The organism is Planococcus versutus (assembly GCF_001186155.3).
Taxonomy (GTDB): domain Bacteria; phylum Bacillota; class Bacilli; order Bacillales_A; family Planococcaceae; genus Planococcus; species Planococcus versutus.
Genome location: NZ_CP016540.2, coordinates 2,159,226 through 2,183,355, shown reverse-complemented (window position 1 = coordinate 2,183,355; position 24,130 = coordinate 2,159,226). Strand labels below are relative to the sequence as shown.

Annotated in this window: 24 protein-coding genes and 1 other annotated feature; all 24 genes read left to right on the top strand. The window is 38.8% G+C overall.

What is annotated here, in order from left to right; all coding sequences use genetic code 11:
- Positions 1 to 22: 22 nt before the first annotated feature.
- The 24 genes from I858_RS11195 (at position 23) to I858_RS11080 (ending at position 23,946) form a co-directional block, all read left to right on the top strand.
- Positions 23 to 1,573: an acyl-CoA carboxylase subunit beta gene (locus I858_RS11195; protein ID WP_049693357.1), complete on the top strand. Its 1,551-nt coding sequence runs from the start codon at positions 23 to 25 to the stop codon at positions 1,571 to 1,573.
- An 81-nt stretch (positions 1,574 to 1,654) separates the two neighbouring features.
- Positions 1,655 to 2,518 (top strand): ketopantoate reductase family protein, encoded by an 864-nt coding sequence (locus tag I858_RS11190; RefSeq protein WP_049693356.1) that lies wholly within the window; start codon positions 1,655 to 1,657, stop codon positions 2,516 to 2,518.
- Positions 2,515 to 2,892 (top strand): DUF3397 family protein, encoded by a 378-nt coding sequence (locus tag I858_RS11185; RefSeq protein WP_049693355.1) that lies wholly within the window; start codon positions 2,515 to 2,517, stop codon positions 2,890 to 2,892. The genes I858_RS11190 and I858_RS11185 overlap by 4 nt, the downstream gene beginning before the upstream one ends.
- Positions 2,893 to 2,969: 77 nt before the next feature.
- Entirely contained in the window at positions 2,970 to 4,589 is a 1,620-nt protein-coding gene (gene bshC / locus I858_RS11180) for a bacillithiol biosynthesis cysteine-adding enzyme BshC (RefSeq protein WP_049693354.1), read from the top strand.
- 146 nt (positions 4,590 to 4,735) lie between these two features.
- On the top strand, positions 4,736 to 5,167 hold the full coding sequence (gene mraZ / locus I858_RS11175; protein ID WP_049693353.1) for a division/cell wall cluster transcriptional repressor MraZ: 432 nt from the start codon (positions 4,736 to 4,738) through the stop codon (positions 5,165 to 5,167).
- A 20-nt stretch (positions 5,168 to 5,187) separates the two neighbouring features.
- Positions 5,188 to 6,126 (top strand): 16S rRNA (cytosine(1402)-N(4))-methyltransferase RsmH, encoded by a 939-nt coding sequence (rsmH, locus tag I858_RS11170; protein WP_049693352.1) that lies wholly within the window; start codon positions 5,188 to 5,190, stop codon positions 6,124 to 6,126.
- A 12-nt stretch (positions 6,127 to 6,138) separates the two neighbouring features.
- Positions 6,139 to 6,498, top strand: a complete 360-nt coding sequence (gene ftsL / locus I858_RS11165; protein ID WP_049693351.1) for a cell division protein FtsL — start codon at positions 6,139 to 6,141, stop codon at positions 6,496 to 6,498.
- Positions 6,495 to 8,771 (top strand): penicillin-binding protein, encoded by a 2,277-nt coding sequence (locus I858_RS11160; protein ID WP_049693350.1) that lies wholly within the window; start codon positions 6,495 to 6,497, stop codon positions 8,769 to 8,771. Before ftsL ends, I858_RS11160 begins: the two co-directional genes overlap by 4 nt.
- Positions 8,772 to 8,796: 25 nt before the next feature.
- Entirely contained in the window at positions 8,797 to 9,765 is a 969-nt protein-coding gene (gene mraY, locus I858_RS11155) for a phospho-N-acetylmuramoyl-pentapeptide-transferase (protein WP_049693349.1), read from the top strand.
- Positions 9,766 to 11,130 (top strand): UDP-N-acetylmuramoyl-L-alanine--D-glutamate ligase, encoded by a 1,365-nt coding sequence (gene murD, locus I858_RS11150; RefSeq protein WP_049693348.1) that lies wholly within the window; start codon positions 9,766 to 9,768, stop codon positions 11,128 to 11,130.
- 19 nt (positions 11,131 to 11,149) lie between these two features.
- Positions 11,150 to 11,935, top strand: coding sequence for a cell division protein FtsQ/DivIB (locus I858_RS11145; RefSeq protein WP_049693347.1), 786 nt, complete (start codon positions 11,150 to 11,152; stop codon positions 11,933 to 11,935).
- Complete coding sequence (locus tag I858_RS11140) at positions 11,913 to 12,638, top strand: DUF881 domain-containing protein (protein ID WP_049693346.1); 726 nt, start codon at positions 11,913 to 11,915, stop codon at positions 12,636 to 12,638. Before I858_RS11145 ends, I858_RS11140 begins: the two co-directional genes overlap by 23 nt.
- 69 nt (positions 12,639 to 12,707) lie before the next feature.
- On the top strand, positions 12,708 to 13,370 hold the full coding sequence (locus tag I858_RS11135; protein WP_239457132.1) for a DUF881 domain-containing protein: 663 nt from the start codon (positions 12,708 to 12,710) through the stop codon (positions 13,368 to 13,370).
- Between the two features lie 2 nt (positions 13,371 to 13,372).
- Positions 13,373 to 13,735 (top strand): small basic family protein, encoded by a 363-nt coding sequence (locus I858_RS11130; RefSeq protein ID WP_049693344.1) that lies wholly within the window; start codon positions 13,373 to 13,375, stop codon positions 13,733 to 13,735.
- Positions 13,736 to 13,837: 102 nt separating this feature from the next.
- Entirely contained in the window at positions 13,838 to 15,121 is a 1,284-nt protein-coding gene (gene ftsA, locus I858_RS11125) for a cell division protein FtsA (RefSeq protein ID WP_049693343.1), read from the top strand.
- A gap of 59 nt (positions 15,122 to 15,180) precedes the next feature.
- Entirely contained in the window at positions 15,181 to 16,374 is a 1,194-nt protein-coding gene (gene ftsZ / locus I858_RS11120) for a cell division protein FtsZ (RefSeq protein WP_049693342.1), read from the top strand.
- A gap of 112 nt (positions 16,375 to 16,486) precedes the next feature.
- The gene (locus I858_RS11115) at positions 16,487 to 17,152 is read left to right on the top strand and encodes a YggS family pyridoxal phosphate-dependent enzyme (protein ID WP_049693341.1); all 666 of its coding nucleotides are present in this window, start codon (positions 16,487 to 16,489) and stop codon (positions 17,150 to 17,152) included.
- 2 nt (positions 17,153 to 17,154) lie between these two features.
- Complete coding sequence (locus tag I858_RS11110) at positions 17,155 to 17,634, top strand: cell division protein SepF (protein WP_049693340.1); 480 nt, start codon at positions 17,155 to 17,157, stop codon at positions 17,632 to 17,634.
- Between the two features lie 19 nt (positions 17,635 to 17,653).
- On the top strand, positions 17,654 to 17,917 hold the full coding sequence (locus tag I858_RS11105) for a YggT family protein (protein ID WP_049693339.1): 264 nt from the start codon (positions 17,654 to 17,656) through the stop codon (positions 17,915 to 17,917).
- Between the two features lie 67 nt (positions 17,918 to 17,984).
- Positions 17,985 to 18,770 carry a YlmH family RNA-binding protein gene (locus I858_RS11100; protein WP_049693338.1) on the top strand — a complete coding sequence of 262 codons (786 nt, stop codon included), beginning with the start codon at positions 17,985 to 17,987 and terminating at the stop codon, positions 18,768 to 18,770.
- 94 nt (positions 18,771 to 18,864) lie between these two features.
- The gene (locus I858_RS11095; RefSeq protein WP_049693337.1) at positions 18,865 to 19,386 is read left to right on the top strand and encodes a DivIVA domain-containing protein; all 522 of its coding nucleotides are present in this window, start codon (positions 18,865 to 18,867) and stop codon (positions 19,384 to 19,386) included.
- Between the two features lie 37 nt (positions 19,387 to 19,423).
- Positions 19,424 to 19,637: a binding site (T-box leader), on the top strand.
- Positions 19,638 to 19,681: 44 nt separating this feature from the next.
- Positions 19,682 to 22,447 (top strand): isoleucine--tRNA ligase, encoded by a 2,766-nt coding sequence (gene ileS, locus I858_RS11090; protein ID WP_049693336.1) that lies wholly within the window; start codon positions 19,682 to 19,684, stop codon positions 22,445 to 22,447.
- Between the two features lie 111 nt (positions 22,448 to 22,558).
- Entirely contained in the window at positions 22,559 to 23,035 is a 477-nt protein-coding gene (gene lspA / locus I858_RS11085) for a signal peptidase II (protein ID WP_049693335.1), read from the top strand.
- On the top strand, positions 23,035 to 23,946 hold the full coding sequence (locus I858_RS11080; RefSeq protein ID WP_049693334.1) for an RluA family pseudouridine synthase: 912 nt from the start codon (positions 23,035 to 23,037) through the stop codon (positions 23,944 to 23,946). The genes lspA and I858_RS11080 overlap by 1 nt, the downstream gene beginning before the upstream one ends.
- The last annotated feature ends 184 nt before the right edge of the window (positions 23,947 to 24,130 follow it).

Sequence of the window (24,130 nt, the reverse complement as noted above, 5' to 3'; positions counted from 1 at the left end):
TATAAGCAAAGGGGACAGTGAAATGACAAAAACGACTGAGACAACAGGATATAACGAACGTTTAGAGCAGAAACTTTCAAAGATTTTTGCTGGAGGACAGCAAAAATATCACGATAAAATGAAAGAAAGCAATAAATTGTTTGTGCGCGATCGTTTGAAATTATTGTTTGACGATGAAAACTATGCTGAAGATGGCAGGTTTGCCAATGTAGAAGCAAAAGACCTTCCTGCTGATGGTGTTGTAACAGCTATTGGCAAAGTCAACGGAGAAACTGTTTGTGTCATGGCGAATGATTCAACTGTTAAAGCAGGATCGTGGGGTTCGCGTACTGTTGAAAAAATCATTCGTATTCAAGAAACGGCAGAAAAAATGCAAGTGCCTATGTTGTATTTAGTGGATTCTGCTGGAGCGCGTATTACTGATCAACTGGAAATGTTTCCAAACCGACGCGGTGCAGGTAAAATTTTTCATAACCAAGTAAGAATGTCCGGAATGGTTCCACAAGTCTGCCTATTATTTGGTCCATCTGCTGCAGGCGGCGCTTATATTCCAGCATTTTGTGACATTGTTATCATGGTAGATGGCAATGCTTCAATGTATCTAGGCTCACCACGGATGGCGGAAAAAGTTATCGGTGAAAAGGTGTCACTAGAAGAAATGGGCGGAGCGCGTATGCATTGCACAGTTAGTGGTGTAGGCGATGTTTTAGTGGCAACTGAAGAAGAAGCTATTTCAGAAGCACGCCGCTATTTGACGAATTTCCCAGCTAACTTTGCCATTAAGCCTGAAAAAATTGAGGCAAAAGCTGCAAAAGCGGGACGTTCACTAGAAGCCATTATCCCAGAAAACCAAAATGCACCTTTTGATATGTATGAATTGATTGATCAATTAGTCGATGAAGGCAGTTTCTTTGATATTAAGAAATTATTCGCTGGAGAATTAATTACCGGAATTGCTCGTATTGATGGTCAAGTTGTTGGCATTCTTGCCAACCAGCCTAAAGTTAAAGGCGGCGTGTTATTCGGTGATTCGGCTGACAAAGGCGCTAAATTCATCAATCTTTGTGACGCGTTCTCGATTCCGTTGTTATTCCTTGCAGATGTTCCAGGCTTTATGATTGGAACAAAAGTGGAACGTGCTGGTATTATTCGCCACGGTGCTAAGTTTATCGCTGCGATGAGTTCTGCGACTGTGCCGAAAATTTCGGTTATTGTGCGTAAAGCTTACGGTGCTGGATTATACGCAATGGCAGGCCCTGCATTTGAGCCGGATGTCTGTATTGCTTTACCAACAGCACAAATTGCGGTAATGGGCCCTGAAGCGGCTGTAAACGCTGTTTATTCAAATAAAATTGAAGCCATCGAAGATCCAAAAGAACGTCTTCAATATGTTCAGCAAAAACATCAAGAATATAAAGAAGAAATCGATATTTATCGCTTGGCATCTGAATTGATTGTTGACGAAATTGTAGCACCACATCAATTGCGTTCAGTTCTTTCACAGCGCTTTTCTTTCTACGAAACAAAAGATTTGCCATTGCCATATCGAAAACATCCGATTTATCCTGTATAATAAAACTTATTATTGGAAGTCTGCCTAATATGGGCAGGCTTCTTTTTTAAGAAAAATTGTGGGACTGTAAGGAGTGATCTTATGAAATATGCAATTATCGGTGCTGGAGTCAACGGATTGCTGCCAGCATATCTTTTGAAAAAAGCTGGCCATGAAGTACAAGTGGTTACACAGCTCAAAGAACAAGCGCTATTACTTAATGAGCAAGGCATTATACAGGGTGAAAGTCGCCAACGAGTAGACGCATATACAGACCTAGAACAAATTGATTCAGATGCTTTTATAGTTGTAACGGTAACTTACGAGGAGTTACAACCAATCTTAAGACTGTTGAAAATTCGCTGCCCTAGCAATAAAATTGTATTTTTGCAGCAAGGAATGTTGTTTTTTGAAAAAGCACAAATTTTAGCGCATCGTCATATTGCTGCAGCCATATTGATCACAGATTCTATAAAATTGAGTGCAAATGAAATTAGTTTTCATAAAACGCCTCAGCTGACGATCGGTTTAGTAAAAGGAGATGCAGATAAATTTTACCCTCTACTCGAAACGGCTGCATGGAAAAGCGAGTGGGTAGACGATACGGAGCAGGCATTATTTGAAAACACATTGTTAGGTAGCTTGATCGATCCTTTAACGACAGTGATGAAAATACACAATGGAGATTTGATTACCAATCCACATGCCTATGAGTTATTTAGAAATCTTTATAACGAACTTTATTTGGCTTTTCCCGAAATTGAGAGGCTCCATCCGATTGAGCAAGTAGCAGTTATGTGTGCTACTGAACCTAAAGGGATTTCAAGAATGTATGCGGATCGTTTAGTCGGAGACTTGATGGAAGTAGACGGATTGATGTTATTTATGTTGAATCGATCGAAACTTGAGTTACCGTTATTTAAAGCTTTTTATCATTTATTAAAAACTGTTGAGGTAAAAAAATGACGATATTATATGCGATTGGAACAATTTTTCTATATGTACCCTTTCTTTTATTTATCCTTTTGTATCTTTTATCATTAAAAAGAAAAAAACGAAAAGCGTTAGGCTTTGCTTCAGATATTACTACGCTGTTGCTGTTTTTTTCTGTCCCAGCTAGTGTAGAATTTTTATGGAATTATTCTATTTCAGGGATCATTTATTTTATTGTGCTTGTATTGGCTATTATTCTTTTAGTGTTTGAATGGAAAACAACAAAAGAAATTGAAATCATACCGTTTTTCCGTAAACTTTGGCGAACTTACTTTTTGCTATTAGCAGTTTTGTATGCACTTGCCTGGTTATCGGGCCTCATAAATATCCTCATAAAATCAATTTAGTAGGCGTATTTTTTTTCTTTAAGAGATGCGTTTGCTATAGTTGATTTGAATGTAATGGGAAAAGGGGATTTTTTTTTATGAAATTAGAAGAGCAGTATGTAGAACCAGCTACTAAACTAATGAGTGATTATATAAATGGCGACCCAATGCTTCGCCATTATTTTTCTTACGAGCCAGAAATGCAGTCATTTGAAGAACGACTGAAAAAACTTGCACATCATTCTGTTGATCGGTCGATGTTAGCGAAGATTGTACGCAGTTACATGGAGCGTCATCCGCTATCTAAAGCAGCGCAGCAGAATTTGGTCAAATTTGAAGAAGGTGCACCGGTAATAGTTACTGGGCAACAAGCTGGCATTTTAACTGGACCTCTATATACCATACATAAAGCAATTTCTGTAATTATCCTTGCAAAGCAAGCTTCAGAGCAGTTAAATACACCAGTTGTGCCTGTGTTTTGGATTGCAGGAGAAGACCATGATTTGGCGGAAATTAGTCATCTTTATCGTGAAGTAAATGGACGAGTAGACAAATTAAATATTCCATATGCTGAATACGGGAAAAATTCAGCTTCTTCAGCAAAACTTAATAAAGAGAAAATCACTCTTTTTCTAGAAGAATACTTCCGTAGTTTACCTGAAACTGAACACTCAAAAGAAATTCAGAGATTAGCTTTTGGAATGCTTGGAACTTCACAATCGTTTACCGATTTCTTTGCGTCACTTCTTCGTTATTTTTTTCAAGAAGAAGGATTGTTGTATATTGATGCTGCCGATAAAGCGCTTCGTCAATATGAATCTCCTTATTTTGTGAAAATGATTGAACACGCTGCTGAAATTGCGAAAACCGTTACTGCAACAGAACGATCACTTGTAAAAGATGGCTATAGCGCAGTAATTGGAGCAGAAGAAGCTGCTGCGAATTTGTTTATTACAATAAAAGGCGAACGGTTGCTATTAGAGCGACAAGAACAAGAGTTTGTTGTGAATAATGGAGCGATTCGCTATACGACACAACAACTGCTAGATATCGCTAAAAATAATCCGGAACTTTTGAGTAATAATGTGGTAACACGACCTTTGATGCAAGAAATGGTCTTTCCAGTACTTGCTTTTGTTGGAGGTCCTGGAGAAATTGCGTACTGGGCAGCATTAAAAGGTGCATTCGAATTGTTTTCTATGGAGCTACCAGTGATTATGCCGCGCTTAAATCTAAGTTTAGTAAATCGACAAACACAAAGATTGCTGACTAAGTACGACTTAGATTTTTCAGCAGTTATGAGCAGTGAACAACTTACTGCAAAAAAAAATCAGCTAATGGAATCGATTCGAGAGCAAGAAGCTGAAGCGTTGATCATGGATTTACAAGTACATATCGAAAAAATGTACCATATGATTAACCAAAAATTTTCATCAATTAGTAAAGGGTTAACGCCAGTAGTCCAAAAAAACTTGCAGCTGCATATGGATCAGTTAAGTTTTTTGAAAAACAAATTAGAAGATGAAGTTGTTCTTCAGAATAGTATCGAGTTTAGTCACTATGCTTCTATTGAAAATGAGCTACTGCCAAATGATAGTTTCCAAGAACGCATATACGGACCATTTGTCTACTTGAATCAATACGGGCCTAGCCTAGTCCAAGATTTATTAAAGCTTTCGCTTCATTATGACAAAAACCATAAAATTATTTATTTTTAAGCTGAAAAGTCTGCATATGCAGACTTTTTTTATGTCAAAATAACTTGTTGAGACGTTTTGATGTAATAAAAGTGAAATATTTCAAAAACAAGTGGTGAGAAGTGGGGGATTGTGGTACATTTATTACAATAAGTGGGGTGATGGGTATGTTCATGGGTGAATATCAACATAGTGTTGATGCAAAAGGACGGGTAATTATACCGGCTAAATTCCGTGAGCAGTTGGGCGATAATTTTATTATCACTCGAGGCCTTGACCAGTGCTTATTTGGTTACACGATGGACGAATGGCAGAAAATTGAAGAAAAACTAAAAGAATTGCCAGTCACTAAAAAAGATGCTCGAGCTTTTACACGATTCTTTTTCTCGGGAGCTACGGAAGTGGAACTTGATAAACAAGGACGCGTCAATATACCGACAACATTATTAACTCATGCAAAACTTGAAAAAGAGTGCATTATTTTAGGTGTATCAAATCGTTTTGAAATATGGGCAAAAGATGCATGGGAAAGCTACTTTGCAGAATCTGAAGAATCTTTTAGTGAAATAGCGGAAAATTTAACTGATTTCGATTTTTAAAAGTGAACGGAGGAAATGAATTGTTCAATCACACCACGGTTTTACTGCACGAAACTGTCGATGGTCTGAACGTTCGTCCTGACGGAATATATGTAGATTGTACGCTGGGCGGAGCAGGACACAGCGAATATTTGGTTCAGCAATTATCTGACCAAGGTCATTTATATTGTTTCGATCAAGACGCAACGGCAATAGCTCATGCAAAAGAAAAACTACAAAAGTACTTACATAGAATCACTTTTATCCATGCCAATTTTAAGTTTTTAAAAGAACAATTGGAAATGCATGGAGTAGAAAAAGTTGATGGCATTTTATATGACTTAGGCGTTTCTTCTCCACAATTAGATACACCTGAACGAGGCTTTAGTTATCACAATGATGCTCCTTTAGATATGCGAATGGATCAAAGCGCAGAGCTAAGTGCATACCATGTAGTCAATGAATGGTCTTTCGAAGATTTAGTAAGAATTTTTCATCGTTACGGTGAAGAAAAATTCTCCAAACAAATTGTTCGCAAAATAGAAGTTGCACGAGAACAGCAACCGATTGAAACCACTGGACAATTAGTAGCGTGCATCAAAGATGGGATTCCTGCTTTTGCACGTCGAAAAGGTGGACATCCTGCAAAACGCGTATTTCAAGCTATTCGTATTGCAGTAAACGATGAGCTCGGCGCTGCTGAGACATCATTACAAGATGCAGTCGACCTATTGGCTATTGGTGGAAGGATTAGCGTAATTACGTTCCACTCGCTTGAAGATCGACTTTGTAAAGCCATATTTAAAGAGGCTTCTTCGCTTCCGGAATTGCCTCCAAATTTACCGGTAATTCCTGCTGGAATGGAACCTGTCTTAAAATTAATCACAAGAAAACCGATACTTCCTTCTGAAGAAGAACTAGAACATAACAATCGATCAAGGTCCGCTAAATTGCGGATTGCAGAAAAAATAAATGAGTAAGGACGTGTTGAGATGGCACTGAATGCAAGAACAGAAGCATACATCCAACAGCCGGCCGTTCCTCAAAAGGCGAGCCAGCAGCTAAAAAAGAAAAAAAATGTAGTTACAAAAGGTGAAAAAATTCTATATTCAGCCTTTGTAGCCGTATGTATTTTATGTGCGTTACTGGTTTTACATAACCAATCGACCATTCAAGCATCTACTCAGGAAATTCAAACAATTGAACGTTCAGTCAACGAAACAGTAAAGCAAAATACAGATTTGTCGGTACAGGTAAGTGAACTGTCTTCCTATCAGCGCATTTGGTCAAAAGCAAAAGAGCTTGGTCTTAAGTTGAATGACCATAATGTAAAGGTAGTGCCTGGACAATGAAAAAAAAATTTCGATTTCAAGGAGGAGCCTTTCTGCTATTTTTGTTATTCGCAGGGCTCTTTTTCCTTTTGTTGACAAGAATTGTAACGATTCAAGCCACGGGTAAAGTAGAAGGGCAAGAACTTGCTGCAAAAGCTGCAGCTAAATACAGTCAGGAAGAAGTACTGACGGCTGAACGAGGACGCATTCTTGATCGTAACGGGGAAACGATTGCAGAAGATACACTAACTTATAAGCTGGTCGCAATTCTTGATGAGTCTGTTACTCAAAAAGCGAGTGACCCACAGCATGTAGTAGATGCTGTGGAAACAGCAGAAAAGTTAGCGGGATTTTTGAATGTTCCGAAAGAAAACATTTTGGGAATTTTAGAAACAGGCATAGCGGAAGATCGTTACCAAGTAGAATTTGGCTCTGCAGGACGCGAAATTAGTCACACGCAGATGCTAGAAATGAAAGAAGCTAACATACCTGGCTTATTATTTGTTCGGGATTTAAAAAGATTGTATCCGAATGGTGCATTTGCTTCTCACTTGATTGGCTATGCTATGAAAGAGGAACTAAAGAACGGAGAAACAAAAACGACCGGTAGAATGGGTCTTGAAGCGATACACAATGATGTGTTGACAGGTAAAAATGGTAAACTTGAATTTGATACTGATAAATGGGGCTTCTTATTACCGAACAATGAATCAGCGATTACACCTGCAGTTAATGGATCTGATGTCCAATTGACGTTGGATAAGACCTTGCAAAATTTTCTGGAAGATGCCATGAATGGCGTTCAAGAAGAATATGACCCAACTCGAATGATCGCTGTAATCGCAGATCCAAAAACAGGAGAAATTTTGGCGATGTCGCAGCGCCCAACCTTTGATCCGAATACGCGAGAAGGATTATCAGAGAATTGGTTAAATGAAAGCATTGAGTTGACAATCGAACCTGGATCTCCAATGAAAATGTTTACATTAGCTGCAGCTATTGAAGAAGGCAAATGGGATCCGAATGCGACGTATCAGTCAGGAACCTACAGTATGCTTGGAAGTACAATTGGTGATCATAACGGTGGTCGAGGATGGGGAACCATTTCGTTTTTAGAAGGGTTTCAACGCTCATCTAACGTATCAATGGCTTACTTATTAGAACGATTAGGAGCAGATACTTTTATGACATATATCGATGCTTTTGGCTTTGGCGATAAAACGGGTATTGACTTGCCAAAGGAAGCATCAGGAAAAATACTAGATCAATACCCAATCAACAAATTGACGACAGCATATGGACAAGGCTCTACAGTAACACCGATTCAAATGATTCAGGCTGCATCAGCTATTGCAAACGATGGCGTCATGATGAAACCATATGTAATTGATCAAATTAAAAACGCGGAAACTGGGAAAGTTACTTTGAAAAGTAATCCGGAAAAAGCAGGTCAGCCTATTTCAGCAGAAACTGCCGAAAAAGTTAAAGAAGTGCTTGCTTCAACAGTTACTTCTGAAGTCGGTTCGGCAAGAGGCTTTGCGCTTCAGGATTATACAATCGCTGGAAAAACGGGTACAGCACAAATTCCAAAAGAAGGCGGCGGCTATTTGAAAGGTGCTAATAATTATTTGTTTTCGTTCTTAGGAATGGCTCCTGCAGAAGATCCAGAACTGCTTATCTATGTGGGGGTGCAACAACCAAAAACACCTGGCAATGAATATGGTTCAGTGCCGGTTGCAAAAATTTTCACTTCAGTTATGGAAAACGGCTTGAAATACTTGAATATACAGCCAGAAAACATGGCTCAAGCAGCAACAGTGCCTGTTGAAACCTATATCGATCAACATGTAACAAAGGCTACTGAGCATCTGCAGGAATTAGGAGTAGAAGTAGTTGTTACCGGAAATACTGAGAAAGTTATTTCTCAGTATCCAAAAAATGGAGATGTAGTGTTGAAGGGCGGACAAGTTATCCTGAAAACAGCAGGAGAAACCACGTTACCTGACTTTACTGGGTGGTCTAAGCGAGAATTGCTTGCTTATCAAACCTTAAGTGGCTTGTCGTTAGAAATTGTTGGGCAAGGTTACGCAATGACACAAAGTGTTGCAACAGATGAAATAGTAGGAGACAATGAGCCGGTAGTTATCGAGCTTCAACCGCCTGAAATCTACTATCCTGCGCAAGCAGAAGCTAAAGAACAAAATGTCTTAGAAAATCCAACACTTGAAATAGAAGTTGAAACACCTCAACAAGAAATAGAAACAGAAATCCCAACAGATGAAATGACCGAGTAATCTTATATTTAAAGGAGCTCTATAAATGAATACTTATACAATAATGAGTCTAGGAATTGCTTTGTTATTAACGGTGGTATTAATGCCGCTATTTATTCCTTTGTTAAAACGAATGAAATTTGGACAAAGTATCCGAGAAGAAGGACCACAATCACATATGAAAAAAACAGGCACCCCGACAATGGGTGGCTTAGTTTTCTTAATTTCTATTATTTTCACTGTGATAATAGTAACTTGGTTAGCAAATCTATTAACAGCAAAAACACTGATTTTACTAATGGTATTATTCGGTTACGGACTGATTGGCTTTTTAGATGATTTTATCAAGGTTGTTTTGAAACGTAATCTAGGATTAACTTCTCTCCAAAAATTACTTGCTCAAATTGTCATTGCCGTCATTTCGTTCTTAGTTTTAAATGGTATTGACTTTGAAACAGGATTGAGTATTCCTTTCACAAGTATTTCTATTGAATTATCGTGGTTGTATGTGTTCTTTATCGTCTTTTGGCTTGTTGGATTCTCCAACGCAGTCAATTTAACAGATGGTTTAGACGGTTTAGTAGCAGGAACAGCTTCTATTGCTTTTGCTGCTTTTGGCATACTTGCACTTTATCAAGAGGAAACAGCTATCGCTATCTTCGCTTTTTCTGTCACAGGTGGTTTGCTTGGGTTCTTAATCTTCAATAAGTATCCTGCAAAAGTCTTTATGGGAGATACGGGCTCTTTAGCGTTAGGTGGAGCACTTGCCATGGTGTCAATCTTGCTGAAACAAGAATTGTTACTATTGATCATCGGATTTGTATTCGTTATTGAAACAGCATCCGTTATTTTACAAGTGGGTAGTTTCAAACTGCGTCAAAAACGAATCTTCAAAATGAGTCCAATTCATCATCATTTCGAGTTGAGCGGATGGTCAGAATGGAAAGTAGTTATCGTTTTCTGGTCAGTCGGTCTTATCAGTGCGGCAATCGCCGTCTTTTTGGAGGTAATGTAAATGAAAGAAGCACCGCAATTACATCAAAAAAAAGTTTTGGTTTTAGGATTAGCGAAAAGCGGATTTACTGCAGCTCGTATTTTAAACAAACTAGGAGCTTTTGTAACTGTAAATGATTCAAAGCCTTTTGAGGAAAATCCAGAAGCACAAGAATTATTAAATATGGGCATCACAGTTATTTGCGGAAGACATCCCGAAGACTTGCTAGAAGAAGGCTTTGAGTTAGTAGTAAAAAACCCAGGAATCCCATACAGCAATGTGTTGATACAAGCAGCTATCACAAAGGGTATTCCAGTATGGACTGAAATTGAATTGGCTTATTTGATTAGTGAAGCGCCATTTATTGGAATCACTGGTTCAAATGGCAAAACAACAACGACTACTTTATTGTTCCATATGCTCAATCAAGATAAGAAGCATCCACTAATTGCTGGGAATATTGGAACCGTGGCAAGTGGAGTTGCTGAAAAAGCAAAAACGAAAAATATTATTGTAACAGAGCTGTCTTCGTTTCAGCTGAAAGGAACCGTGGCTTTCCGTCCGGATATCGCTATTATTACGAATCTGTATGAAGCGCATTTAGATTATCACGGTTCTGTAGAGGACTATCGTGCTTCCAAAATGAAATTAACTGAAAATCAAACAGCAGAAGATTATTTTATTTACAACGCAGATCAGTCGATACTAGTCGAACACGCGAAAAACTGCAAAGCTCAGTTGGTTCCCTTTACGTTAAAAGGACGTACTGCCGAAAGTTCTAGTGCAGATGATAAGTGGGTTTATTGGCAAGGAGAGAAACTGATCGAGCGTTCGAAAATTGTATTAGCAGGTCAGCATAATTTAGAGAATATTTTAGCTGCTACTGCTGCAACGATGATTCAAGGCGGAACTAAAGAAACCATTATTCGTGTTCTCACCTCATTTACAGGCGTTAAGCATCGCTCGCAATTTATTGTTGAATGGCACGGACGAAAGTTTTATAACGATTCAAAAGCCACCAATGCTTTGGCAACAAAAAGTGCGTTAGAAGCATTTCCGGAAAACATCATCTTATTAGCTGGTGGTTTAGAGCGGAATCATTCGCTAGAAGAACTCCGCCCATTTATGAATCGTGTTAAAGTATTAGTAACTTTCGGCGAAACAGCACAACGAATGACGGAATTTGCAAGCGAATGTGGAGTAGAATCTATTGAACAAGCCGGTAAAATGGATGATGCGGTCGAAAAAGCGATAAATCACTCTGCTTCTGGTGATACAATACTGTTATCTCCTGCATGTGCGAGCTGGGATCAATACGATAGTTTTGAAATTCGAGGAGATGCTTTTATCACGGCAGTGCAAAAAATGACAGAAGCAAATGAATAAAAGATAAGGAGCAGCAATTATGGACAAAGTGATTGACATCGAAGAACGCATCCCGTCTCTCCGCGAACGTAGAAAAAAAAGAACCAATCGTAAGTTCGTGGCACTGCTGCTCATTTTTCTCACTTTGCTTGCCATACTTTTATACAGCCAGTCGAAGTATAGTGAAATTCAGAATATCACTATTGAAGGAGCTGTTCTTTTTGATCAAAAAAGCTATGAGGCAGCAAGTGGATTAACGATCGGAGACTCTATGTGGTCTTTTGATACGCGAGCTGTTGCCCAAAAAATAGAAAAGCTGGAATGGGTCGAAAAAGCAACTGTCAAAAAAAATTGGTTAACTGGCGTTAAACTTGATGTACAAGAGTATGTTCAGATGGGATATTTGGATGTGGGCAATAGCTATCAAATGATCTTGTCAAACAATTTAGCGCTCAATCAACCGGTCACAATTGTTAATGGTCCAATCTACTCGAATTTTGATGATGAGAAAAAGCGTGAAGCACTGATTGATCAATTAACGGATATTGAACCGGAAGTTCTTCAGCTAGTTTCACAGATTATGTTAAATATTGAAAAAGAAGATGCAGACTACGTGACTTTATATATGAATGACGGCAATGAAATTCGTGGCATTCTTAGCACTTTAGCAGAGAAAATGAATTATTACCCATCGGTCGTAGCACAGTTAGAAGATGAACAAAAAGGCGTTATTGATATGGAAGTAGGTATCTTTTTCCGTTCTTATGCAGACGTTTATGGATTTGCAAAGGAGGTCTCGGAAAATGAAAACCCCGACGAGGAATAGTCGCAAAAACTTCAGTAAATCCATTATATTTTCTTTAGTTTTTCTTGTTTTGGGTTTTATCATGGCTTACTCTTATAGCCTTTCTAGCGCAAATAGAGAATCTGAAAAATTTACAGGTGGCGCTTTTTTCGAACAAGAAGAACAATATCGAAAAGAGTTAATCAGTCAACAAGAACGCAACAAAGAGTTGCGTGTAGAACTACAAAACAAACAAAGCAACGTTCAAGAGTTTGAACAATCTTTTGCTGATGGAGAAAATCGATATACAGAATATGCTGAAGAAGCAAAGGAATTAAGAAGATATTTAGGGTTAGTTCCTGTACAAGGCACTGGATTAAAAGTAACGCTGCAAGATGGCGAATATAATCCGAATTCAGTAAATCCAAATGATTATATCGTTCATGAAAGCCATGTTTTCCAAGTGATTAACGAATTGTATATTTCAGGTGCAGAAGCCATTTCTATTAACGGTCAACGCATTCATGGAAATTCACATATTGTTTGTACAGGTCCAGTTATTGCAGTGGATGGTATACAATATCCAGCGCCGTTTGTGATTGAAGCTATTGGCGAGCCTAAAGTGTTGACATCTTCAATGGAGTTAACCGGAGGGATTATCGATCAATTGGTCAATGACAATATTATTGTAACGATGGATGAAGGACTCATTATTAAAATGCCTGCTTTACTTACAGAGTCATGAGTGAGGAGGAATCGTGTGAAGAAAAAGATTCTAACCCGATTTACAGCGATACTTTTTCTTATCGGTTTAATGGCGGGCATACAATATAATACAATCAATGAACCTAATACTCGTGATACACGCGATGTTTGGGAAGTTAGACAAGAACTGTCACGAGAAACGAAATTGCATTCTCAATTACTCTCTGAGATTGACAGTCTGGATAACACTTTAGATAAATACGAAGCAGCGTCTGATGCTAGTCCTGAGCAAGCATTACGTGAAACAGCTGGAGAACTTAGAATGTTAGCCGGATTAATAGAAACCACAGGTCCTGGAATCGAAGTTTTGATCGAACCTTCAATGGAAGCGGTTGCGTTAGGACTTGATATTAAAGGGATTTCACCAGACTTGCTCATTCGACTAGTCAATGAAATCAATCGTTTCAATGCTTTGCATATTTCCATAGATGGCAAACGAATTGTCAATACTACAGCAATTCGAGATATAAATGGCCAAACAACGGTTAATACCAAATCAGTAGAAACCCCACCGTTTTCCATAAAAATAATCTCTAATACGATGGAAGACTCAGAAAAGCTGTATAATCATTTATTGGCATCACGTATATTAGACGACTTTTACATTGATAATATGACATTAACAGTTTCAACGCCCAAACCCGATTTAGTTATTGAAGCATACGATGGTGCAATAGACACCAAATATTTACAAGCAACAGAGGAGGAATAGCGATGTGGTTGCCAATCTTAGGTTTAATACTCGGGATATCGCTTGGACTGTTAACGGATATTCAGATTCCTCCTGAATATGGCAATTACTTATCAATCGCTGTATTAGCATCGCTCGATACCCTTTTCGGTGGAATCCGTGCTCATTTACAACAAGTCTATGATGATAAAGTATTCGTATCGGGATTTTTTTTCAATATTGCTTTAGCAGCTGGACTTGCCTTTTTAGGTGTTCATCTAGGTGTAGATTTGTACTTAGCTGCAATTTTCGCATTTGGTGTTCGGCTATTTCAAAACATTGCCGTTATCCGACGTATTATTTTGGCAAAATGGACTGAAAAAAAAGAAGTTAGAGAAACAATTTAAGTAATTCGAAGAAATTCATTTAAGTTTTGCGATTTTCTTAGACAAGGTGCACAATTTGCAATAGAATATAAGTACAGCAGTATAATAAGGAGGTGCCACGAATTGAGTCAATCAGAATTATACGTTAGTCTAGATATCGGTTCGTCATCCGTAAAAGTATTAATCGGAGAAATGGCCAATAAGTCATTGAATGTAATTGGTGTAGGAAATGTAAAGTCTAGTGGAATAAAAAAAGGTGCGATTGTTGACATAGATGCAACGGTGCAGTCCATTAAAAAAGCAGTCGATCAAGCAGAACGCATGATAGGCAAATCTATTCACGAAGTTGTACTAGGAATTCCAGCAAACAAAGCACTGCTACAGCCTGTAAAAGGCATTGTTGCAGTGAATAGTGAGAATCGTGAAATTACCGATGATGATTTAGATCGTGTATTAGAAGCGGCTCAAGTTATGTCGATTCCCCCAGAACGGGAACTAGTAAACATCATTCCCGAACAATACATTGTCGATCACTTAGGTGAGATCAAAGATCCACGAGGCATGATTGGTATCCGTCTTGAAATGGATGGTACAATGGTGACAACCTCAAAAACCATCTTACACAACGTGCTTCGTTGCGTTGAAAGAGCAGGACTTGAAATTCGTGATATTTATGTACAACCACTAGCAGCAGGAAGCTACGCGTTGACAGAAGATGAAAAAAACCATGGCACAGCGTGTATCGATATTGGTGGAGGATCTACTTCTATTTCAATTTTCCAAGATGGTCATTTAACTGCGTCTTCTGTTATTCCAGTTGGAGGCGATCACGTAACGAAAGACTTGTCCATTATTTTAAAAACACCAACAGATCAAGCTGAAAAAATCAAACTTGAATATGGTCATGCATTTTTTGAAGATGCTTCAGAAGACGAAGTATTTGAAGTTCCAGTTATTGGATCAGATTCGACAGAACAATATAATCAAAAATACATATCTGAAATAATCGGAGTTCGTTTAGAAGAACTTTTCGAATTGATTTTAGATGAATTTTATCGTTTAGGTGTTCAAGATTTACCAGGCGGTGTTGTGTTAACAGGTGGTATGGCTAAATTAGATGGTCTTCCAGAATTGGCACGCAACATTTTACAGACACGTGTTCGTTTGTTCACGCCAGAGTTTATTGGCGTCCGTGAACCACAATATACGACAGCAGTCGGCTTGATTCAATATGCATACATGGAAGATGTCTTCTATGGTCGTGTTGGAAATGGTGGAGCGATTTCAGGAACGGTTAAAACTGAACATCACGAAGTGCAACATGCGGCCAAGCAAAAACAGCCAAAGCAAAATTCAGAAGGTGTTGTAAGTAAAGCGAAAAAAATGTTTGATCGATTCTTTGAATAAAATTACTGTTGCACCTAGCTTGCAACTATAAAAGCTAAGCAATCTTAGGAGGAAAAAGAATGTTGGAATTTGATACAAATATTGATGCACTTGCCGTAATTAAAGTTATTGGTGTCGGTGGCGGTGGAAATAATGCTGTAAATCGTATGATCGAACATGGAGTTCAAGGTGTAGAATTTATTGCAGTAAATACAGATGCCCAAGCGTTAAATTTATCAAAAGCTGAAGTCCGTCTTCAGATTGGTGGAAAATTGACTCGTGGTCTTGGAGCTGGTGCGAACCCGGACGTTGGTAAAAAGGCAGCAGAAGAAAGCAAAGAACAAATTGAAGAAGCTTTGCGTGGAGCGGATATGGTATTCGTAACAGCAGGAATGGGCGGCGGAACAGGTACAGGTGCAGCACCTGTTATTGCGGGTATCGCTAAAGAACTTGGTGCTTTGACTGTTGGTGTTGTAACGCGTCCGTTTACTTTTGAAGGTCGTAAACGTTCAACACAAGCCATTGGTGGTATTTCTACAATGAAAGAATCAGTAGATACCTTGATTGTTATTCCTAATGATCGGTTGCTTGAAATTGTCGACAAAAATACACCTATGTTAGAAGCCTTCCGTGAAGCGGACAACGTTCTTCGTCAAGGTGTATCAGGTATTTCTGATTTGATCGCTGTTCCTGGACTGATCAACTTGGATTTCGCCGATGTTAAAACAATTATGTCTAATAAAGGTTCTGCTTTAATGGGCATTGGAGTTTCTTCAGGAGAAAATCGTGCTTCTGAAGCAGCTAAAAAAGCTGTTTCAAGTCCATTGCTGGAAGTTTCTGTCGAAGGAGCGAAAGGTGTTTTAATGAACATCACAGGTGGCTCAAATCTTAGCCTTTACGAAGTGCAAGAAGCAGCTGATATTGTAGCATCTGCTTCGGATGAAGAAGTAAATATGATTTTCGGTTCAGTTATTAACGATAACTTGAAAGATGAAATTATCGTTACAGTAATTGCAACTGGATTTAACGAAGAGCAACTTCAGCCAAGAACGCCAAGAGGATCTGGCTTAAATTCAAGTCGTGTGCAGTCGATTCAACAACAAACTCCAGCACCTTCTATTCGCGATGCACGCCGTGAAGACCAACGTCGCGAAGAACAGCGCCGTGATGAACCATCACCTTATTATACTCAAGAACCACAACGACAAGATAAGCAAAGCGAAGATGCACTAGACATCCCAACTTTCTTGCGCAATCGTCAAAAAAGACGTTAATCTAAACAGCTGCCTGTTGGCAGCTGTTTTTTTAAAGAATGGGGCTTAATTGATAAATCAATAGAAACTTGGTACAATATACTGGACTTCTATAAGAAAAGTTGTGAATAAAATGAAACCGATTAAACCTGTTTTTGAAAGAATCACTCAACAATTAACCGCTGTAAATGAAGCGATACAAATTATTGCTGTGACAAAGCAAGTCGGCATAGAACGTACAAAAGAAGCGATTCAAGCTGGTATTATTCATTTAGGTGAAAACCGACCAGAAGGATTAGTTCAAAAGCATGAGGTCATAAGCGAACCAGTATCATGGCATTATATTGGGAATTTACAGACACGAAAAGTGAAAGATGTGATTAATGAAGTTGATTTTTTACATTCTTTAGATCGAATGAGTTTAGCACAAGAAATACAAAAGCGTGCAAATCGCCCTGTAAATTGTTTTGTTCAAGTAAACGTGTCAGGAGAAGAATCGAAAAGTGGCATAGCACCTGAAAAAACAATGGATTTTATCGAGTCTTTAGAACCTTTTGATAAAATTAATGTGGTTGGATTGATGACAATGGCACCCAATACAGCTGATGAAAGTGTAATTCGTGAAGCATTTAAAGGATTAAAATCACTCCAACTTCAAGTTGCCGATAAAAACCTAAGCCATGCGCCATGCACAGAATGTTCAATGGGTATGTCTAATGACTATTTAATTGCAGCCCAAGAAGGGGCAAGTTTTGTCCGAATTGGTACTGCACTGGTTGGGACAGAAAGTGAGGCATAACGATGAGTGTGAAAGACAAATTTAAAAATTTCTTTTATTTAGATGAATATGAAGAAGAACAAGTGCGTGAACATCCCGCACAACAGCAAAAACAAGTTCCGCGGTATGAGAAACCTGCTGCCATGCAAGAATCGAAAAAAGCACCGAAAGAACGGCGCCAGAAAATGGAGGAAACCATTGTGCCTAACTTAGTCAGTATGCAAGGCGCGTCAAAAGCATCGAAAGTGAGCTTAGCTGAACCAAGAGTTTATGCCGAAGCACAAGATATTGCAGAAAGCCTAAAAAACAAGCAAGCCGTAGTTGTTAACTTGCAGCGCATTGAAAAAGATCAAGGTCTTCGGATTATCGACTTTTTAAGCGGAACAGTTTATGCTCTTGGTGGAGATATTCAACGCATTGGAACGGATATTTTCTTATGTGTACCAGACACTGTAGAAGTGGATGGCGCCATTTCCGATTATTATTACGAAGAGCAACAATAAGAGAGGTGCCATAAAAAATATGTCAGTTTTATTAAGTTTGATACTTTCAGCGATTAACATTTATTTCTATATTCTTATTGTCAGTGTATTCATGAGTTGGATACCAAGCATTAAAGAATCCAGTTTCGGACAAATGATTTCAACAATCACGGATCCATATTTAGATATATTCAGACGGTTTATTCCGCCAATCGGTATGATTGATATTTCGCCAATTGTTGCGATTTTCACATTAAGTTTGGCAAGTCAAGGGATCATCGTACTGTTTAATTTCTTCTTTTAATTCAAAACCTCACGTGATGTGAGGTTTTTTTCTTGAAAAACCAATCACATGTGAAGGAGCATTTATTATGGAAGAGATATTTCAGCATTTCAGAAAAGAAGAGCAGCAGTTTATCGAACAAGTGTCTAATTGGCTTCGAGAAGTCGAAGATCGTTATTCGCCAAAACTAACTGACTTTTTGGATCCACGACAACGTTTCATAGTAGAAGCAGTCATTGGCTCAAGTGATGTAAAATGGATAACTTCAGGTCTTTTTAAAGATGCAGAAAGACAGCGTGTGTTGTTATACCCTTCTTATTTTGAACCTCAACAAGAAGATTTCAATATCACTGTTTTTGAGTTGAAATACCCATCGAAGTTTGTTAGTCTACGCCATCCAGATATTTTAGGATCGCTAATGTCACTTGGTCTAGATCGAAGTAAGTTTGGCGATATTCGCATCGATCACGAAAGAGTTCAACTAGCGGTCATGAAAGAAGTTAGTCCATACATGCAAAGTAACTTTATCACTGCTGCAAAAGTAAAAGTTCAATTAACCGAAGTGACAAATGTTGCTGACATGATTGAAACAACTGAAGAATGGATAGAAGAAACCTATACTGTCAGTTCGATGAGGCTAGATACAGTAATGAGTTCTGTTTATAACATTTCACGTCAAAAAGCATCTGCACTGATTCATGGTGGAAAAGTAAAAGTAAATTGGACATCGCAAGAACAGCCATCATTTGAATTGCATGAATCGGATATGATTTCTTCAAGAGGATTCGGTCGTGTTCGGCTAATCATGATTGAAGGACGCACGAAAAAAGACAAAATACGCCTGCAAATTGGTCGACTAGAAGTAAAAAACTAGTCGGCGTTTAAAAAAACTGAAATAATACTGAAATTTGTGTGTTTCACCTGTATAATGAAAAGGTAAGATGACAAGTTAAGGAGAGGTTTACTCAATGCCATTATCCCCGTTAGATATACATAACAAAGAATTTAGCCGTGCATTCCGTGGATATCAGGAAGATGAAGTAAATGAATTCCTGGAACAGATTATGAGAGATTTTGAAATTTTGCTAAAAGATAAGGCTGCACTTGAAGAACGGTTGCGTTCAACCGACGAACGAGTTGGCCATTTCAATACAATCGAGTCGACCTTGCAAAAATCTATTTTTGTTGCTCAAGAAGCTTCAGAAGAAGTTCGACGTAATTCGCAAAAAGAAGCAGAATTGATCATTAAAGAAGCAGAGAAAAATGCCGATCGCATTGTCAATGAATCGTTGACAAAAGCACGACGCATTGCAACAGAAATTGAAGAACTAAAAAAACAATCTCGAATTTTTAAAAACCGTTTCAAGATGTTAGTTGAAGCTCAATTAGACTTGATTGAAACAGATGATTGGGAAACTTTACTGGAATACGATATCGATACACAAAATTTAGAAAAGATTGAGAAGGACAAAGAAGAGTCGAACTCTTGACTCTGAGACTTTCTGATTCTATAATTACGACATACAAAAAAACGCACTGATAGAGACAGTAAGCTATGTAAGACACTAAAGCGAATTAGGGATAGTGAGAGCCTGATGTGGTCACATAGACGAAAATCACTCTTGAGCAGAATTGGTGAAACTAGTATCCGATTCCGTCTACGCCACGTTACGGTGATCGAGTGGCAGCCAATTGGCTGCAACAAGGGTGGTACCGCGAGTTTAAGCTTCTCGTCCCTTTACCAGGGATGAGAGGCTTTTTATTATGCCTATAGGAGGAATAGAAATGGAATACAAAGATACGTTGTTAATGCCGAAAACCGATTTTCCGATGCGTGGCAATTTGCCAAACCGGGAGCCAGAAATTCAGCTTAAATGGGAAGAAATGGATATTTATAAAAAAGTATTAGATCGCACAAAAGATCGTCCTTTTTTTATCCTTCATGATGGACCGCCATACGCAAACGGCGATTTGCATATGGGTCATGCGCTAAACAAAGTATTAAAAGATATGGTCGTTCGTTCTCGTTCGATGATGGGCTTTCACGCGCCGTATGTTCCAGGTTGGGATACACACGGTCTACCAATTGAACAAGCATTGACAAATAAAGGCGTGAATCGGAAAGAAATGTCGTTAGCGGAATTCCGCAAGCTATGTGAAGAATATGCTTATCAGCAAATTGATAGCCAACGCTCTCAATTTAAACGCATCGGTGTTCGTGGCGACTGGGACAACCCGTATGTGACATTAAAGCCTGCATACGAATCACGTCAAATTGAAGTGTTTGGAAAAATGGCAAACAAAGGCTATATTTACAAAGGATTAAAGCCTGTTTATTGGTCTCCATCTAGTGAATCTTCACTTGCTGAAGCTGAAATTGAGTATCATGATAAAAAATCTCCTTCTATTTACGTATCTTTCGCAGTTACAGATGGCAAAGGTATTTTAGCGGAAGGAACAAATTTGGTCATCTGGACTACTACACCTTGGACAATTCCTGCGAACCTAGGAATTTCAGTAAATGCACAGTTAGATTATGTAGAAGTCGCTTTAAACGGTTCGCTTTACGTTATAGCACAAGAGTTACTAAAAGAAGTAGCTGAAGAATTAGCTTGGACCGATCACGAAGTTGTTCGCGTATTCAAAGGTGAAGAACTAGAACATATTCTGACAAAACACCCTTTGTATGATCGTACTTCTTTAGTCATGCTTGGAGATCATGTAACAATTGATTCAGGTACAGGCTGCGTCCATACAGCACCTGGTCATGGTGAAGATGATTTCTTAATCGGTAAGAAATACGGATTGAGCGTTTTATGTCCAGTTGATGAGCGTGGAATTATGACAGATGAAGCACCTGGATTTGAAGGCGAGTTTTACGACAAAGCCAATAAGTCTGTGACAGAAGCGCTGGATAATGTAGGTGCACTTGAAAAACTTACGTTTATCACGCACTCATATCCTCATGATTGGCGTACGAAAAAGCCGGTAATTTACCGTGCAACGGCTCAATGGTTTGTTTCGATTGAAGCATTCCGTGATCAAATTTTAAAAGCTATCAAAGAAACTTCGTTTACTCCAGCGTGGGGTGAAACACGCCTTTACAATATGCTGCGTGATCGCGGCGATTGGAATATTTCGCGTCAACGTGTATGGGGCGTTCCAATTCCTGTATTTTACGCTGAAAATGGCGATCCGGTTATTACAGAAGAAACCATTGCTCATATTGCCGAACTGTTCCGTGAGCACGGATCGAATGTTTGGTTTGAACGTTCAACAGCCGAATTATTGCCGCCAGGATTTACACACCCTAGTAGCCCAAATGGCTTGTTCACAAAAGAAACAGATATAATGGATGTATGGTTTGACTCGGGATCATCTCATCAAGGTGTTCTTGTTGAAAGAGAAGATTTGCAATACCCGGCAGACCTATATTTAGAAGGGTCTGATCAATATCGTGGATGGTTCAATTCCTCGTTAACAACAAGTGTAGCCATAAATGGTATCGCACCTTACAAAGGTATTTTAAGCCATGGCTTTACACTGGATGGCAATGGTCGTAAAATGAGCAAATCTCTAGGTAATGTTATTGTTCCGGCAAAAGTAATGAACCAAATGGGAGCGGATATTTTGCGTCTTTGGGTTGCTTCTGTAGACTATACAGCAGACGTTCGTGTTTCTGACGAGAACTTTAAACAAGTGTCAGAAGTTTACCGCAAAATCCGTAACACATTAAAATTCATTCATGGCAACTTAGCTGACTTTAACGAGCAAGAACATCGTGTTGCATTTGAAGACATGCGTGAAATGGATCAATACATGGCAATGAAATTACAAAAAATGATAGCAACAGTTCGTAACTCGTATGAGACATATGAGTTTTCAACAATCTATCATGCCTTAAACAATTATTGTGCCAATGATTTGAGCTCATTCTACTTGGATGTAGCGAAAGATGTTGTCTATATTGAAAGTGCAGATCATCCACACCGTCGTGCGATGCAAACAGTCATGTTTGATTCATTAATGGCGATTTTGAAATTGGCGACACCGATCATTCCGCATACTGCAGATGAATTATGGTCTTACCTAAGCTTTGTAGATGAAGAAAGTGTACAATTGACAGACTTCCCAGAAGTTATTTCAAATCCAGCATTTGAAGGACTTGATGAAAAATGGAGTCGTTTTATGGATGTACGAGACGATGTATTAAAAGCATTAGAAGAAGCGCGTGCAGCTAAAACAATCGGTAAATCTTTAGAAGCAAAAGTAACAGTTTATGGAAATGAAGAACTTGCTAATTTACTAGCTTCTACTGATGAAAACCTTGCTCAATTATTTATCGTATCGAAATATGAATACGGTGGAACACAAGATCAAGCACCGGAGAACGCTGTTAAGTTAAATGAAGTTTCCGTAACCGTTGAAAAAGCGACGGGTGAAAAATGTGAACGTTGCTGGACAATTTCAGAAGAAATTGGTCAAAGTGAAGAACATCCGACATTATGTCTTCGTTGCGCAAATGTTGTTGAAACACAGTATGCTAAATAGCTATAATTAGCAAAAGGTCTGAAAAACAGAGATTTCTGTTTTTCAGACCTTTACTTTTTTCCTTGGCAGTGTGTTAAAATAGAGTGACTGCTGAATTGACGGAGGATACGGATGTTTATTTATTATGGAGTTGCGTTAATCATTATTGCACTAGATCAATGGACAAAGTGGCTAGTGCTGAAAAACATGGAATTGGGTGAACGGATTTCCGTTATTGATCCCTATCTCGGATGGCTGTCACATCGTAACCGTGGTGCTGCTTGGGGTATGCTTGAAGGACAGATGTGGCTGTTTGCTATTATTACTGTGGCGGTCATCACCGGAATAATTTACTATTTTCATAAACATGCAAAAGGGCAACCTTTGTTTCAGTTTAGCTTAATGATTCTCTTAGGTGGCGCAGTAGGTAATTTTATCGATCGGATGTTGCGCGGAGAAGTCGTTGATTTTGTCGACGTACTGATCCCAATTGTTAATTATGATTTTCCGATTTTTAATGTTGCAGATGCTGCGCTAACCATTGGTGTCGTATTGATGATTATTTATATGATTTATGACGAAAAACAACAAAAGAAAAAGGTGTCTTAATGGAAGAATTAACGATTGAAATTACAGAAGAAATGGCCGGCGAACGAGTAGATAAAGCTGTGTCATCAATAGATGAAGACTGGTCGCGTTCACAGATCAGTAATTGGGTCAAAGAAGGCGCCGTAAAAGTGAACGGAGAAACCGTAAAACCAAATTACAAAGTACGTTTGCAAGACGTTATTGTTGTCACGCCACCTGAACTCGAAGAATTGGACGTCGTGCCTGAAGATCTTAATTTGGAGATTGTCTATGAAGACGAAGACGTCTTGGTAGTCAACAAACCAAAAGGAATGGTCGTTCATCCGGCTCCGGGACATGCTAAAGGCACATTGGTTAATGGCTTAATGCACCACTGCACAGACTTATCAGGAATTAATGGCGTAGTACGTCCAGGAATTGTTCACAGAATTGATAAAGATACATCTGGCTTGTTGATGGTAGCAAAAAATGATGCTGCGCATACGTCACTAGTGGATCAATTAGTGAAAAAGACGGTTACGCGTAAATATGTAGCGCTCGTACATGGTCACATTCCTCACGATAAAGGAACGATTCAAGCACCGATTGCACGTGATCCAAAAGAACGTCAAAACATGGCAATTGTCGATAAAGGAAAACATGCCGTAACACATTTCCGAGTATTGGAACGTTTTGGTGATTTCACATTAGTAGAATGCCGTTTAGAAACAGGCAGAACGCATCAAATCCGTGTGCACATGAAATACATCGGCTACCCACTTGTTGGAGATCCGAAGTATGGACCGAAGAAAACAATGGATGTTGGCGGTCAAGCGCTTCACGCGGAAGTTATCGGTTTTGATCATCCAAAAACGAACGAATACATGGAGTTTTCTGTAGAGCCACCAGCTGAATTTGCAGAACTTCTAGAATCTCTTCGCGACAAGGATTGACAAAAGGGACCTTCTTTCTTTATACTTAAAAAAACAAATCGAATAATGAACACCTTTAAAAACAGTCCAGAGAGGCTGAAAAGGTATTTACGCAAGCCGGAAGTGTGTCTTCCGTGTTGAATTTTTCTGCGCATCTAACCTCTTGCCTCTCTGGCAAGAGGTTTTTTATTTGCAAAAAGGAGCG

Bases quoted from the DNA above. Each gene is read 5' to 3' on its own strand.
- I858_RS11195 (WP_049693357.1), top strand. From the start codon at position 23: ATGACAAAAACGACTGAGACAACAGGATATAACGAACGTTTAGAGCAG.
- I858_RS11190 (WP_049693356.1), top strand. From the start codon at position 1,655: ATGAAATATGCAATTATCGGTGCTGGAGTCAACGGATTGCTGCCAGCA.
- I858_RS11185 (WP_049693355.1), top strand. From the start codon at position 2,515: ATGACGATATTATATGCGATTGGAACAATTTTTCTATATGTACCCTTT.
- bshC (WP_049693354.1), top strand. From the start codon at position 2,970: ATGAAATTAGAAGAGCAGTATGTAGAACCAGCTACTAAACTAATGAGT.
- mraZ (WP_049693353.1), top strand. From the start codon at position 4,736: ATGTTCATGGGTGAATATCAACATAGTGTTGATGCAAAAGGACGGGTA.
- ftsL (WP_049693351.1), top strand. From the start codon at position 6,139: ATGGCACTGAATGCAAGAACAGAAGCATACATCCAACAGCCGGCCGTT.
- I858_RS11160 (WP_049693350.1), top strand. From the start codon at position 6,495: ATGAAAAAAAAATTTCGATTTCAAGGAGGAGCCTTTCTGCTATTTTTG.
- mraY (WP_049693349.1), top strand. From the start codon at position 8,797: ATGAATACTTATACAATAATGAGTCTAGGAATTGCTTTGTTATTAACG.
- murD (WP_049693348.1), top strand. From the start codon at position 9,766: ATGAAAGAAGCACCGCAATTACATCAAAAAAAAGTTTTGGTTTTAGGA.
- I858_RS11145 (WP_049693347.1), top strand. From the start codon at position 11,150: ATGGACAAAGTGATTGACATCGAAGAACGCATCCCGTCTCTCCGCGAA.
- I858_RS11140 (WP_049693346.1), top strand. From the start codon at position 11,913: ATGAAAACCCCGACGAGGAATAGTCGCAAAAACTTCAGTAAATCCATT.
- I858_RS11135 (WP_239457132.1), top strand. From the start codon at position 12,708: ATGGCGGGCATACAATATAATACAATCAATGAACCTAATACTCGTGAT.
- I858_RS11130 (WP_049693344.1), top strand. From the start codon at position 13,373: ATGTGGTTGCCAATCTTAGGTTTAATACTCGGGATATCGCTTGGACTG.
- ftsZ (WP_049693342.1), top strand. From the start codon at position 15,181: ATGTTGGAATTTGATACAAATATTGATGCACTTGCCGTAATTAAAGTT.
- I858_RS11115 (WP_049693341.1), top strand. From the start codon at position 16,487: ATGAAACCGATTAAACCTGTTTTTGAAAGAATCACTCAACAATTAACC.
- I858_RS11110 (WP_049693340.1), top strand. From the start codon at position 17,155: ATGAGTGTGAAAGACAAATTTAAAAATTTCTTTTATTTAGATGAATAT.
- I858_RS11105 (WP_049693339.1), top strand. From the start codon at position 17,654: ATGTCAGTTTTATTAAGTTTGATACTTTCAGCGATTAACATTTATTTC.
- I858_RS11100 (WP_049693338.1), top strand. From the start codon at position 17,985: ATGGAAGAGATATTTCAGCATTTCAGAAAAGAAGAGCAGCAGTTTATC.
- I858_RS11095 (WP_049693337.1), top strand. From the start codon at position 18,865: ATGCCATTATCCCCGTTAGATATACATAACAAAGAATTTAGCCGTGCA.
- ileS (WP_049693336.1), top strand. From the start codon at position 19,682: ATGGAATACAAAGATACGTTGTTAATGCCGAAAACCGATTTTCCGATG.
- lspA (WP_049693335.1), top strand. From the start codon at position 22,559: ATGTTTATTTATTATGGAGTTGCGTTAATCATTATTGCACTAGATCAA.
- I858_RS11080 (WP_049693334.1), top strand. From the start codon at position 23,035: ATGGAAGAATTAACGATTGAAATTACAGAAGAAATGGCCGGCGAACGA.